This is a genomic window from Sinomonas albida, from assembly GCF_004919045.1.
Classification (GTDB): Bacteria; Actinomycetota; Actinomycetes; order Actinomycetales; family Micrococcaceae; genus Sinomonas; species Sinomonas albida.
Window position 1 is genome coordinate 108,968 of sequence record NZ_SWDW01000008.1, and the last position, 12,991, is coordinate 121,958.

At 69.0% G+C, this 12,991-nt stretch carries 14 protein-coding genes; 9 read left to right on the forward strand and 5 right to left on the reverse strand.

Going from position 1 to position 12,991, the window contains the following annotated elements:
* Nucleotides 1–39 precede the first annotated feature (39 nt).
* The 3 genes from E6A26_RS09790 to E6A26_RS09800 all read right to left on the reverse strand — a co-directional run bounded on the left by E6A26_RS09790 (nt 40) and on the right by E6A26_RS09800 (nt 1,141).
* Complete coding sequence (locus E6A26_RS09790) at nt 40–309, reverse strand: type II toxin-antitoxin system RelE family toxin (protein ID WP_136611009.1); 270 nt, start codon at nt 307–309, stop codon at nt 40–42.
* The gene (locus E6A26_RS09795) at nt 306–587 is read right to left on the reverse strand and encodes a type II toxin-antitoxin system Phd/YefM family antitoxin (RefSeq protein WP_136611010.1); all 282 of its coding nucleotides are present in this window, start codon (nt 585–587) and stop codon (nt 306–308) included. Before E6A26_RS09795 ends, E6A26_RS09790 begins: the two co-directional genes overlap by 4 nt.
* Before the next feature lie 98 nt (nt 588–685).
* A complete protein-coding gene (locus tag E6A26_RS09800) occupies nt 686–1,141 on the reverse strand; it encodes a MarR family winged helix-turn-helix transcriptional regulator (protein WP_234865307.1) in 456 nt (151 codons plus the stop codon).
* A gap of 135 nt (nt 1,142–1,276) precedes the next feature.
* Between E6A26_RS09800 and E6A26_RS09805 the strand changes: the two genes are divergently transcribed.
* From E6A26_RS09805 to menE, 6 genes are read left to right on the forward strand one after another with little or no spacing between them, the layout of a single operon-like run.
* Entirely contained in the window at nt 1,277–2,212 is a 936-nt protein-coding gene (locus E6A26_RS09805) for an SDR family NAD(P)-dependent oxidoreductase (RefSeq protein ID WP_136611012.1), read from the forward strand.
* Nucleotides 2,212–3,096: an amidohydrolase family protein gene (locus tag E6A26_RS09810; RefSeq protein WP_136611013.1), complete on the forward strand. Its 885-nt coding sequence runs from the start codon at nt 2,212–2,214 to the stop codon at nt 3,094–3,096. Before E6A26_RS09805 ends, E6A26_RS09810 begins: the two co-directional genes overlap by 1 nt.
* 1 nt (nt 3,097) lies before the next feature.
* A complete protein-coding gene (locus E6A26_RS09815; RefSeq protein ID WP_136611014.1) occupies nt 3,098–4,336 on the forward strand; it encodes an acyl-CoA dehydrogenase family protein in 1,239 nt (412 codons plus the stop codon).
* A gap of 56 nt (nt 4,337–4,392) precedes the next feature.
* Nucleotides 4,393–4,854: a MaoC family dehydratase gene (locus E6A26_RS09820; RefSeq protein ID WP_136611015.1), complete on the forward strand. Its 462-nt coding sequence runs from the start codon at nt 4,393–4,395 to the stop codon at nt 4,852–4,854.
* A 45-nt stretch (nt 4,855–4,899) separates the two neighbouring features.
* A complete protein-coding gene (locus tag E6A26_RS09825; protein WP_136611016.1) occupies nt 4,900–6,225 on the forward strand; it encodes an MFS transporter in 1,326 nt (441 codons plus the stop codon).
* Between the two features lie 13 nt (nt 6,226–6,238).
* A complete protein-coding gene (gene menE, locus E6A26_RS09830; protein ID WP_136611017.1) occupies nt 6,239–7,804 on the forward strand; it encodes an o-succinylbenzoate--CoA ligase in 1,566 nt (521 codons plus the stop codon).
* Nucleotides 7,805–8,050: 246 nt separating this feature from the next.
* On the opposite strand, the gene E6A26_RS09835 is transcribed toward menE, so the two are convergent.
* On the reverse strand, nt 8,051–8,899 hold the full coding sequence (locus E6A26_RS09835) for a DUF1206 domain-containing protein (protein WP_136611018.1): 849 nt from the start codon (nt 8,897–8,899) through the stop codon (nt 8,051–8,053).
* Nucleotides 8,900–9,153: 254 nt separating this feature from the next.
* Between E6A26_RS09835 and E6A26_RS09840 the strand changes: the two genes are divergently transcribed.
* The 3 genes from E6A26_RS09840 to E6A26_RS09850 all read left to right on the forward strand — a co-directional run bounded on the left by E6A26_RS09840 (nt 9,154) and on the right by E6A26_RS09850 (nt 12,206).
* A complete protein-coding gene (locus E6A26_RS09840; protein WP_136611019.1) occupies nt 9,154–10,440 on the forward strand; it encodes an adenylosuccinate synthase in 1,287 nt (428 codons plus the stop codon).
* Nucleotides 10,441–10,689: 249 nt separating this feature from the next.
* Nucleotides 10,690–11,241, forward strand: coding sequence for an RNA polymerase sigma factor (locus E6A26_RS09845; RefSeq protein ID WP_234865309.1), 552 nt, complete (start codon nt 10,690–10,692; stop codon nt 11,239–11,241).
* Nucleotides 11,238–12,206, forward strand: coding sequence for a hypothetical protein (locus tag E6A26_RS09850; protein WP_136611021.1), 969 nt, complete (start codon nt 11,238–11,240; stop codon nt 12,204–12,206). Before E6A26_RS09845 ends, E6A26_RS09850 begins: the two co-directional genes overlap by 4 nt.
* Before the next feature lie 8 nt (nt 12,207–12,214).
* Here E6A26_RS09850 and E6A26_RS09855 read toward each other — a convergent pair whose 3' ends face one another.
* Nucleotides 12,215–12,955: a FadR/GntR family transcriptional regulator gene (locus E6A26_RS09855; protein WP_136611022.1), complete on the reverse strand. Its 741-nt coding sequence runs from the start codon at nt 12,953–12,955 to the stop codon at nt 12,215–12,217.
* Nucleotides 12,956–12,991 lie beyond the last annotated feature (36 nt).

Sequence of the window (12,991 nt, forward strand, 5' to 3'; positions counted from 1 at the left end):
GGCGGCGAGTCCCGCCGTCGTCCGCGGTGTCCGCGGTGGTTATCGCGGGCGGTAGACGGTGGCGCGCGGACCGACGTCCATGACCGTCATCGTGCGCGCTTCGTCGTCGAGGACGACGAGAACGCGGTAGTCGCCGCGGCGGGCTGAGCGGTAGCCGCTGAATTCGTTGCGCAGTTCGTGGGAGCGGCGCTTGGGGTTCTCGGCGAGCGAGCCGTAGATGAAGGAGAGGAGGGGCTCGGCGATCCTCGGGGGGAGCCTGGCGAGACTTCGCAGAGCTGTTGCGGTCAGGAGGGCGGTGTAGCCCGTCACTGCTGGCGGTGCATCTTGGCCAGAAGCGCGCGGGCGTCAGCTTCACCATAGACTCGGCCCTCGGCGACATCGGCCGCCGCTTCAGCCAGCCGTTCGGGCTGGCCATGCTGGGACAGCCAGAAGATCGTCTCCTGCACCTCTTCCCATTCGTCGGCGCTGACCATCACGACGGCCGGGCGGCCGTTGCGAGTCACGGTGTACCTCTCGTGTTCGCGCTCGGCACGCTCGGCGTATTCGGAGAGGTGGGCTTTCAGGTCCGACAGCGAAGTGGTGATCATGACATCATGCTACCGCGCGCGGACCTGAATAAAGATCTTCAGTAGACCAAAATTTAGGCCATCTCCTGAAGGCGTGCGGAATCTGGATGACGCGCTGTCTACCCCCACAGTGCCTTGCGCAGGAGCATCCTGAGCGCCGTGGCCTCGTCCGGAGCGAGCGCCGCGAGCGTCTTCGCCTCGCACTCCGCGATGGCGCGGTAGGCCTCGCGATGCACCCGTTCGCCGTCAGCGGTCGCGAGGACGATCTTCTGCCGCCGGTCGGTCCGGCCCTGCTCGCGGGCCACCAGCCCGCGCGCCTCGAGGTCGTCCACGAGGGCCACGATCTGGCTCGGGTCAAGGCTCAGGAACTCCGCGAGCTCTCGTTGCGTGGGCTCGAGCCCGCTGCAGGCGAGCCGGAGCACCGAGTATGAGCGCTCGCGCAGCCCGAACTCGGCGAGGGCCTTGTTGTTCACCACGGAGCCGGCCGCATGCAGCTTCGCGAGGAGGAGGCCCACGTCGTCCGCAATCGCCGCCTCCGCAAGCCGCGGCACCGCAGCCTCGTCCTGTACGCTCACACGGCCTCCAAACATCCTCAAAAATCAATCGTTGACATTTTCAATGATCCGGCTTTTCATGGATCGTGACAAGGGTCTCATGGCCGAGGAGCCGAACCAACGAGACCGAGCAGCACGAGTGCGAGGGAGCACGGCATGAGCCTGGCAGGCAAGGTAGCGATCGTGACCGGCAGCGGGCAGGGCCTCGGCCTCGCCTATGCCCGGGAGCTCGCGCGGCAGGGCGCCGCCGTCGTCGTCAACGATGTGAACGGGGAGGCCGCGGCTGCCGCGGTCGCCCAGATCGAGGACGACGGCGGGAAGGCGACCGCCGTCGTCGTCCCCGTGGGCACCACGGAGGCTGCGAAGGCCCTCATCGACGGCGCGGTCGAGGCGTTCGGCCGGCTCGACATCCTCGTGACGAATGCGGGAATCCTGCGGGACAAGAGCCTGCTGAAGATGACCGACGAGGACTTCGACCTCGTGATCAACGTCCACCTCCGTGGCACGTTCACGTGTGTCCGCGAGGCGTTCGCGTACTTCAAGGCCAACGGCGTCCAGGGCCGCATCATCACGATCGGCTCCCCGACGGGCCAGCGCGGGAACTTCGGCCAGACCAACTACGCCGCCGCCAAGGCCGGGATCGTGGGGATGGTGCGGACGTGGGCGCTGGAGATGAAGAAGGCCGGCGTGACGGTCAACGCCGTCATCCCCGTCGCGGCGACCGCGATGACCAAGACCGTCCCGTACTTCGCCAAGGCCGTCGAGGCTGACGAGCGCGGGGAGGCCATGCCGGCGTTCTTCCGCCACGACCTCGGCTTCGGGACGGCCGACGACGTCGCGGGCCTGATCGCGTACCTCGCCTCCGACGAGGCCGCCGGGATCACCGGCCAGGCGATTGGCGCGGGCGGGGACCGCCTCCAGGTCTGGACCCACCCCGAGCCGGCGACGACCGACTACCGCGAGGGTGGCTGGACGTACGAGGCGCTCCAGGAGCGCGGCGCGGAGATCATCGGCGGGCACCTGCAGAGCGTCGGCGAGGAATTCCTGCCGCTGCCGGAGGACCTCCAGCCCGAGGCCGTCGAGGCCCGCTGATGCGCTACGAGCTCGGGATCGACGTCGAGAAGGTCGACGCGATCGACATGCACGTCCACCTCGAGGTGGACTCGTGCGGGCACGCGTCCCTCCCGGCGGCGCTCACGGAGGCGTCCGCGAAGTACTTCAAGGCCGAGGACCGCTCGCCGAGCCTGGACAAGATCGCTGACACGTACCGCGGGCTGAACATGGCCGCCGTCGTCTTCACGGTCGACGCGCGGACGCAGCTGGGGCACGAGCCCAACAGCATCGAGGAGCTCATCGAGGGCGCTGCGCGCCACAACGATGTCCTGATCCCGTTCGGGTCCGTGGACCCGCGCACGGGGGAGGACGCGATCGCCCGCGCGAAGCACCAGGCGCTCGAACTCGGCGCCCGCGGGTTCAAGTTTCACCCGTCGCTGCAGGGCTTCGACCCTTCGAGCGAGGAGTTCTACCCGCTCTGGGACGCGCTCCAGGAGCTCGGGCTGCCTGCCATCTTCCACACCGGCCAGAACGGCATGGGAGCGGGGCTGCCGGGCGGGCACGGGATCAAGCTGCGGTACTCGAACCCGCTCCTGCTCGACGACGTCGCCGCCGACTTCCCGGGCCTCACCGTGATCATGGCCCACCCCTCCGTGCCGTGGCAGGAGGAGGCGAACTCGATCGCGACCCATAAGGCGAACGTGTTCATCGACCTCTCCGGCTGGTCGCCGAAGTACTTCCCCGAGTCGCTCGTGAAGGCCTCGAACGCGGTGCTACAGGACAAGGTTCTCTTCGGCACGGACTTCCCGCTCATCACCCCGCAGAAGTGGCTCGGCGCCTTCGCCGACCTCCCGCTCAAAGACGAGGTGCGCCCCAAGATCCTCAAGGGCAACGCCGTGCGCGTCCTGGGGCTGGGGGAGTGAGATGAGTACGACGACGAAGCTCGCCTCGAGCGGTCGGCGACCCACCGCCGTCGAGCGCCTGTACGACGTCGCGGACTGGTACGACGCCGAGTCCCTCCTCACGGACGACGAGCGCCGGGTGCTGGGCCGGCTCCGGACATTCCTCGAGGAGAAGGCCCGGCCTCTCCTGGGTGAGTACTGGGAGCGCGGCGAGTTCCCCGAGGAGCTGCGGCAGCCGCTCATCGACCTCGATCTCATGGAGCCCGCCGAGCTGACCGCCGATGGGCCGGCCCGCGGGATCTACCAGGGGTTCCGGATCTTCGAGCTCGCCCGCACGGACGCCTCGCTCGCGACGTTCTACACGGCGCAGGCCGGCCTGTTCCGGACCGCGATCCGCGTGGGAGCGTCGCCGGAGCAGCAGCGGGAGTGGATGCCGCGCGTCGTCGACTTCTCGCTCAAGGGCGTCTTCAGCCTCACCGAGCCCGAGCACGGTTCGGACATCGCCGGCGGGCTGGCGACGACGGCCCGGCGTGAGCCGGGGGAAAACGGCGGCGGGTGGGTCATCGACGGCGCCAAGCGCTGGATCGGCGGGGCCGCGACCGCGGACGTCCTTGCCGTCTTCGCACGCGACGTCGCCGACGGCCAGGTCAAGGCGTTCCTCGTCCCCCGCGAGGCGCCCGGCGTCGTCGTCTCGACAATCCACCGCAAGACGGCGCTGCGCATGATGCAGAACGCGCACATCACGCTCAACGGCGTCCGCGTCACCGAGGCAGATCGCCTCCACAACGTGAACTCGTTCAAGGACGTCGCCGCGATGCTGCGGGCCATGCGCTCGGACGTCGCGTGGATCGCGACCGGCATCCAAGCCGGCGCATTCGAGGCGGCGCTCAGGTACGTGCGCGAGCGCGAGCAGTTCGGCCGGAAGCTCGGCTCGTTCCAGCTCGTCCAGGAGAAGCTCGCCCGGATGCTGGGCAACGTGACGGCGAGCCTCTCGCTCGTCGTCCGGCTCACCGAGCAGCAGGAGCGCGGTATCTACCGGGATCAGGACTCCGCCCTCGCGAAGATGCAGACGTCTCTCGCCATGCGCGAAACCGTTGCCCTGGCGCGCGAGGTCGTCGGCGGTAACGGGATCACGTTGGACACCGACGTCGCCCGCTTCCACGCCGACGCCGAGGCTGTCTATTCCTACGAAGGCACCCACGAGATCAATGCCCTCATCGTCGGCCGGTCACTGACTGGCGCCAGTGCTTTCACGAAGTAGTCAGCGCTTTTTCACGAAGTAGCTGTACTCGAAACGAACAACAGTCTGGAGATTTCATGACCACCCCCCGCCTCGTCGTCGACTTCGAGAAGCTGTTCACCATGGCCGGCGCCGACCTCGGCACGACCGACTGGCTCGAGATCACCCAGGACCGCGTCAACCTCTTCGCCGACGCGACCGACGATCACCAGTGGATCCACGTCGACCCCGAGCGTGCCAAGGACGGCCCGTTCGGCGCCCCGATCGCCCACGGCTTCCTCACGCTTTCGCTGCTCATCCCGTTCTGGGGCGAGCTGTTCGACGTCGAGGGCGTCACGACGAAGGTCAACTACGGCCTCGACCGCGTGCGCTTCACCTCGCCGGTCAAGGTCGGCTCGAAGGTCCGCATGGCGGGCCGGATCGCCGAGGTCACCGAGGTCAAGGGCGGCGCCCAGATCAAGGTCAACGCGACGATCGAGATCGAGGGCCAGGAGCGTCCGGCCGTTGTCGCCGAATTCCTGGCCCGGTTCTACAAATAGCGGTTCTCCCCACCCCACCCGAAGCACACCCTCAAGGAAATCAGCATGTCTGGAACCACCCGTCTCACGCAGATGAGCCAGTCCGTGCAGCGCAAAGAGGCGCGCACGGTCATCCTGTCCAGCTATCTGGGCAGCACGATCGAGTTCTACGACTTCCTCCTCTACGCCACCGCGGCAGCCGTCGCCTTCCCGAAAGTCTTCTTCGCGAGCGCCGACCCGTGGGCCGGAGCCGTCGAGGCGTACGCGACGTTCGCGGCCGGTTATCTGGCGCGCCCGCTCGGCGGCGTGATCTTCGGCCACTTCGGCGACCGGCTCGGCCGCAAGGGCATGCTCATCGTCTCGATGACCGTCATGGGCCTCGCGTCGGCGGCGATCGGCCTCGTGCCCGCGGCGAGCGTCATCGGCTCGTGGGGCGCCGTCATCCTCGTCATGCTCCGCGTCCTGCAGGGCATCGCCGTCGGCGGCGAATGGGGCGGCGCGGCGCTCATGGCGCTCGAGCACTCGGACCCGAAGCGGCGCGGCTTCGCGGCGTCGTTCGTGAACGCCGGCGCGCCCACGGGCGCGTTCCTCGGCACTGTCGCGATGGGCATCGTCTCCGCCTTGCCGAGCGAGGCGTTCCTCGCGTGGGGCTGGCGCGTGCCGTTCCTGCTCTCGTTCGCCCTGCTCGCGGTCGGACTCTTCGTTCGACTTCGGGTCTCGGAAAGCCCCATCTTCGCGGCGGCTGTTGCCGCCGAGGAGAGCTCTGACGCGAAGCCGAAGGTGCCCCTGTTCGAGGTGCTCCGACGGCCCAAGGCCCTTGTCTTCGTCATGCTCGCGGGGGCGGCCGCCTTCGGACTCCAGGTCACCCTGTCCACGTTCGCGGTGACGTACGCAGTGTCGAAGGGCGCGCCGCAGCAGGGCGTGCTGTACGGGTTCGCCGGGGCCTCGGTCATTTCGATCGCGTTCGTGCTGTTCGGGGGCCGGATCTCGGATCGCTTCGGGCGCCGACCGGTCATGATCGCAGGCCTCGTTCTGTTCGTCGCGTACCTATTCCCGATGTTCGCCCTTCTCGGAACCGGCAATACGTGGCTCGTGTTCCTCGCGTTCACGCTCGCGCTCGTCTTCCACTCGACCCTCTACGGGCCGTTCGCCGCGTTCGTCTCCGAGCAGTTCGGCACGACGTCCCGCTACACCGGCGCCGCTCTGGGCTACCAGCTTGCGACGCTCATCGGCGGCGGCTTCACGCCCGGCATTGTCGGCTCGCTCTACAAGGGATCGGGCCTCGACGTGGGAGCCGTCGTCGGGTTCCTCGCGGCCCTGTCCCTCGTCTCCGCGGTGTTCATACTCCTGACCCGCGAATCGAAGGACAATGACCTCACGACCGTCCGCTAGGAGGGCAGTCCCCATGTACAACAACGGAGTTGGCTCCTGGCTCGAGCGGCGACGTCCGAAGTCCGGCTCGAAGACTGCCCTGATCGCAGGGGAGCGGAGCATCTCGTACGCCGAGCTCGCCGAGCGGACGGATCGGCTGGCCAACGCGCTGCGCCGGCGCGGTGTGGCCCGCGGGGACCGCGTCGCGTACCTCGGTGAGAACGATCCGGCCTTCGTCGAGACGTTCTTTGCGTGCGGACTGCTCGGCGCGGTGTTCGTGCCGCTCAACACCCGGCTCGCCGCGCCTGAGCTTCAGTTCCAGCTCGACGACGCCGGCGTGCGGCTCCTCGTCGCGTCGGCCCGGCTCGACGCGCTCGCCGCGGCCGCCGTCGAGGGTACCGGCGTGCAGCGTCGCCTGATCGTCGCTGACGCCGTCGCGGGCGGGAATACTGCCGGCGGCGCCGCCCCCTCCGCTGAGGTGGGCCCCGCCGTCGAACGCTACGAGGAAGCGCTCCTCGCGGCGCCCGCGGAGCCGATCGACGAGACGGTGAACCTCGATGAGGGCGCGATGATCCTGTACACCTCCGGCACCACGGGCCGGCCGAAGGGCGCGCTGCTCACGCATGGCAACCTCACATGGAACTGCTACAACGTCCTGGTCGACATGGATGTCAGCTCGCACGACGTTGCGCTCATGATCTCGCCGCTGTTCCACGTCGCGTCGCTCGACATGGGCCTCCTGCCGATGCTGCTGAAGGGCGCGACCGTGGTGCTCGAGCAGAAGTTCGATCCGGGCCGCGCGCTGGGCCTCATCGAGCGGCACAAGGTCACGACGCTGAGCGGGGTCCCGACGACGTTCCAGATGCTCGCCGAGCAAGCTTCGTGGGCGTCGACGGACCTCGGCTCGCTCAGCAAGCTCACGTGCGGCGGGTCCGCGATCCCGGCGCGAGTGCTCGAGGCGTACGAGGCCCGGGGGATCGGCTTCACCGCGTGCTACGGCATGACCGAGACTGCCCCCGGCGTGACGATGCTTCCGCGCGAACGCTCGCGGGAGAAGGCCGGGTCCTCGGGGCTCCCGCATTTCTTCACGTCCATGCGAATCGCGGACCCGCTCGGGGAGGTGGTCCCTCCCGGGGAGGTCGGGGAGATTCAGATCATGGGCCCGAACGTGATCCGCGAGTACTGGAACCGTTCCGAGGCGACGCGGTCCGGCTTCGCGGAGGGCTGGTTCAGGTCGGGGGACATGGGCTACGTGGACGAGGAGGGGTTCCTCTTTGTCTCAGACCGGCTCAAGGACATGATCATCTCCGGCGGCGAGAACGTCTACCCGGCGGAGGTGGAGGCCGCGATCGTCGAGCTGCCCCAGATCGCGTCGGTCGCCGTCATCGGCGTGCCGGACGAGAAATGGGGCGAGGTCCCCCGTGCGATCGTCACCTTGCGCGAGGGCGCGGAGCTCACAGGCGACGACGTACGAGCTCACCTGGACGGACGACTCGCCCGGTACAAGATCCCGAAGTCGGTCGTGTTCGTCGAGGAGATGCCGAGGACAGCGAGCGGCAAGATCCGCAAGGCCGATCTCCGAAGGCAATACGCCACCTGACCCCCACACCACCACCCCTACCTTCTCGTTTCGGGTACAGATACTGCCGCCCCTAGCCGTTTCGGGTACAGATACTGCCTCGCCTGGGGCGTTTCGGGTACAGATCATCTGTACCCGAGACGGGCGGGGCGGGGAGTTGGTGTACCCGAGACGGGCGGGGCGGGGAGTTGGTGTACCCGAGATGCGTGAGGCGCTCAGTATCTGTACCCGAGACGGGAAGGGGAGGGCGGGGCGGGGCGGGGTCAGCTAGAAGTCTGCGTATCTCGCCCTCGCCGCGGAGTAGGCGCCGTAGCACGCGAGCCCCAGGGCGACGGCGCCCAGGATCCAGCCGCCGTACGGCTGGCCCGCAAGGCTCTTCAGCGCGCCGTCGAGCCCGCTCTGCTGACTCGCGTCGTGCCGCGCCGTCGCCACGAGGACCAGCAGGCCCACCACGGCAAGGGCAACGCCCTTCGCAATGAAGCCGATGCAGCCCACCACCTTGACCCACGTGGGGACAAGCGGCGTGGGCTGTGCGTCCTTCCCGAGGAACGAGCGGGTCACGCCCCGGAAGCCGAAGTATCCGCCGGCCGCGAGGAGGGCAAGGCCCGCGGCAACGAGGACGACGACGCCGAAAGGCGCGGCGAGGAGGGTCGCCGTGAGTTCCTTCGACTGATCGCTCGAGTTCTCTCGGTTGCCCACTGCGAAGCTTACGAACAGCCCGGCCAGCGCGAGATAGGCGATGCCGGTCCCGAACGGGCCGAGCCCCTTGGTCGGCTTCCCGTGCCGGCGCCACTCGGTGGCGAACTCGAGGACCATCCACACCGCGAGCGCCACGCAGCAGACCGCGCCGCCCCACAGGAGAGCCGGGCCACCGGGTGCCGAGGCAATCTGCTCGACGGCGCCGGTCTGGTCGGCGTTGCTGTTGCCTCCGAGCGCGACTTCAGCTGCGAGCCAGGCGATCAGGACGTGCAGCAGGCCGACGAAGACGAAACCGGCACGGGCCACTCCTTTCGCGAACGGCGAGCGGGTGACCTTCTCCGTCTGGTGCTCGGCCTTCCGGGCGCCGTCCTTTGCCTTGCCGGCCGTCCGTGCGCTCCAACGGCTGTTGTTGTCCACTCTGTGTCCTCCCGCAAGCTTTCGTGCCCTTCTGTTTCCCGCTTTCGCCGCTTCCACGCACCCCTTCGGTAGACTTGGGTGGCAAGAGCCCCGGCACACTTGCCGCGCAGCTCTGCCGATGTTGGATCCCGCGCCCGGAGGCACGACGCCCGGAGCGTGAGGACCTGCAGAGGCGGCCGCGCGCCAGAGCCGGGGTTTTTCCACGCAGCGTTCGGCCAGCCGGGCCGGAGGCGGTAATCCTCGGGGAGGAATCCATGCCCGCAATCGTGATCGTCGGAGCCCAGTGGGGCGACGAGGGCAAAGGCAAAGCCACCGATCTGCTCGGCGGGCGCGTGGACTACGTGGTCAAGCCCAACGGCGGAAACAACGCGGGCCACACGGTCGTGGTGGGCGGCGAGAAGTACGAGCTCAAGCTCCTTCCCGCAGGCATCCTGAGCCCCAATGCGATCCCGATCATCGGCAACGGCTGCGTGGTGAACCTCGAGGCGCTCTTCGAAGAGATCGAGGGGCTCGAGGCGCGCGGCGGCGACACGTCCCGGCTCCGCGTCTCCGCGAACGCGCACCTCGTGGCGCCGTTCCACCAGACGCTCGACAAGGTGACCGAGCGCTTCCTCGGCAAGCGCGCGATCGGCACGACCGGCCGCGGCATCGGACCGGCCTACATGGACAAGGTCGCGCGGCTCGGCATCCGCGTGCAGGACGTCTTCGACGAGTCGATCCTGCGCCAGAAGGTCGAAGGCTCGCTGCACCAGAAGAACGAGCTCCTCGTGAAGGTCTACAACCGCCGCGCGGTGAGCGTTGACGAGACCGTGGACTACTTCCTGGGCTTCGCCGACCGGCTGCGTCCGCTCATGATCGACTCCACCTACGAGCTCAACCGAGCGCTCGACGACGGCAAGGTCGTCCTCATGGAGGGCGGCCAGGCGACCTTCCTTGACGTGGACCACGGGACGTACCCGTTCGTGACGTCCTCGAACCCGACGGCGGGCGGCGCGTCCGTGGGCTCCGGCATCGGGCCCACACGGATCTCGCGCGCCATCGGCATCATCAAGGCCTACACGACGCGAGTCGGCGCGGGCCCGTTCCCGACCGAGCTCTTCGACGAGATGGGCGAGCACCTCCAGAAGACCGGCGGCGAGTTCGGGGTCAACACGGGCCGTCCGCGGCGCTGCGGCTGGTATGACGCCGTCCTTGCCCGACACGCCTCGCGGGTGAACGGCTTCACGGACTACTTCCTCACGAAGCTCGACGTCCTCACAGGGATCGAGCAGATTCCCGTGTGCGTCGCCTACGACGTGGACGGCATCCGCCACGACGAGATGCCCATGACTCAGACCGAGTTCCACCACGCGAAGCCGATCTTCGAGTACTTCGACGGCTGGACCGAGGACATCTCGGGGGCGAAGAGCCTCGACGACCTCCCTGCGAACGCGCGCGACTACGTCCTGGCCCTCGAGAAGCTCTCCGGCACGCGCTTCTCAGCCATCGGCGTCGGCCCGGACCGCGACCAGACCATCGTGGTCCGCGACCTCATCGACTAGGCCCGGAGCACCGTCAGATCGGGCTCCCGGCCACCCTCAGCTGGCCCCGAAATACTTCCCAGAAAAAACCGAACTCGCGCGTAACCTTCGAGGCCCCCCGTGCGATGACGTATGTGGAAGCCGGGTTGGAATCTGTCCCCCATCATGTTCCAGCCCGGCTTCTCCTATGTCTTAGTCGGGTGCGTGCGCGGCGGCCCGTGGCTATACACTGGGACGGCCATTGGGGATGACTCTACGGAGTGGGGAAACGTGACGGACGTACTCACGGATCATGACCTCGTGGCTGGCGTTCATCCTGAGCCGGATCTGTTCGCGCGGGTGTACAGGGCGCTGGCTCCGGCGGTCATCGGCTACTTCGGGGCGCGCGGCGTCGACGATCCCGAGGCGCTCATGCAGGATGTCTTCCTGAGCGTGCTCCCGCGCATCGGGGAGATCACCGGCGGTGTGGCCGGACTGCGCACCTTCGTCTTCTCCGTCGCGCATGCACGTGCCGTCGACTACTACCGGCGCACCGAGCGGCGTCCGCTCAATGTCGACTACGACCCGCTCCTGGACCAGCGCGAGGTTCCCTCCGCGGAGTCCGAGGCTTTGGTGCGCACCGGCCAGACCGATGCCCACCTCCTGATCGGCGCGCTCAGAGCTGAGCAGCGAGACGTGCTCATGCTCCGCATCGTCGGCGAGCTGAGCATCGACGATGTGGCGACGGTGCTCGGGAAGACCCCGGGCGCGGTCAAGCAGCTACAGCGACGGGGCCTCAAGGCTCTGCGGGAGATGGTTTCGGAAGGGGTGATGGCACAGTGAGCAGCGAATCGATGCGGGATCCGGTAGCGGACATCCTCGCCGAGTCCGGCATGGCGCACGACGCCGCGCTTGGCCAGGCGCTTGAATCCCTCCGCGCGCTCTCCCCGGCCGAGGCTCCCGAGCCGTCCGGGGCGCTCGCCGAATTCTTGGCGGGCGTGGGCGGTTCCTCGGCACCCTTCGTCGGTGCGGCCCCGACTCGCGCGGGGAGCCGCGCGGCCGAAGCCGCGCTCGAGAAGCTTGCGGTGCCGATCGAGCTCGCGGCCGTGCGGGCCGCCCCGCGCAAGCGCCACCGCGGCGCTATGATCAGCGCCGCCGTCGTGGCCGGCGTCGGGCTCAGCGCTTCGGGCGTCGCCGCCCTGGGCGGGGTCGACTACTCGGGCGACGCGCCGTCGTCCAGCGTGCGGTCCGCAGCAGCCCCGGCCAAGGCGGCCCAGAGCTCCGCGGGTCAGTCGACGCCGACCGCCCAGGAGCCGCCCGCCGTCGTCCCGGTCTCGCACGACACCCCAGCGGACAGCCCGCAGCAACCCGCCGCGCCCGCCGCCGCGGATGCGGGTGGGGCGGGGACGCCCCGCCACCGCGCGGACGATCCGGCCCAGCGCCTCGGGGACGACGCGCGGAACGCGCTCACTGCCGCCGAGACGATGATCGCCCAGGCGGTCCGGGGCTCCGCAGGGCGGCACTCCGCCGAGTCGACGAACGACGACGAGGCCTCGGCCAGCGCCGCGCAATCCCACTCCCAGGGCGCGAACGCGGGCGGCCGGTGGCCGTCCGGCGGGGCATCCCAGCCATCCCAGCCGGGGGCGGCGAAGGGCGGCGGCCAGCCCGCGGCCGCGCCGGGCCAGCAGGCGAACCAGCCGGGTGATCCGGGGCTTGCGCTGCCTGAGCTCGGGATTCCACAGGCGGCGGCCCTCCAAGGCGGACCACGGCACCTCAAGGCGCCGCAGGTCCTCGGTGGAGGGCTCTGAGCGCCTCGTCAGCGGGGCTGGTCGAGTGGTGCGGCGAGCTCGGACATGGTCCGGGTCATGATGGCCCGCATGGCGTCGTGCGCTTCGTCCGGCCGTGAACGCTGAATGGCCACGGCCACGTCCATGTGCAGCTCCAGGGCGTTCGCATGCGGCCGGTCGGGCATGAGACCGAGATGCGTGCGCCCTGAGAGGACTTCGGCCACGAGCGGGTGAAGCGTCGCGAACATCTCGTTCCCAGAGGCCTCGAGAATGCAGCGGTGGAACTCGATGTCGAGGGGGAGGAACCGCTCGCTGTCGGTGTCGTGTCCCGCGGCCCACAGCTCGCCTGCGAGGGTCATGATCTCCGCGGCGGCGGTCTGGGGCGCCCGCAGGGCGGCGAGGCGGGCGGCTTCAGGCTCGACGGCGGCGCGCAGCTCGGTGAGCGACCTCAGCTGGGCGAAGCGGTCCGACGACGCTAGCCGCCAGCGGATCACCTGGGGATCGTAGAGGTTCCATTCGGCGGCTGGGAGGATCTGGACGCCGATACGGCGCCGCATGGCGACGAGCCCCATCGAGGCGAGCACGCGCACGGCCTCGCGGACCACTGAGCGCGAGACGCCGTAGCGTTCCTCGAGCTCTTCGATCTGGATGACGCGACCCGCCGCGAGTGTCCCGTCAGTAATGGCGGAGCCCACCTCGTCGAGCACTCTGGCGTGCAGGCCGGTCGAAACCGAGGGGCCGGGCGTGGCAAGCGGGCCGGCGTGCACCATGTGGACTCCTCCTAGAGGATCGTCGCTGATCTAGGC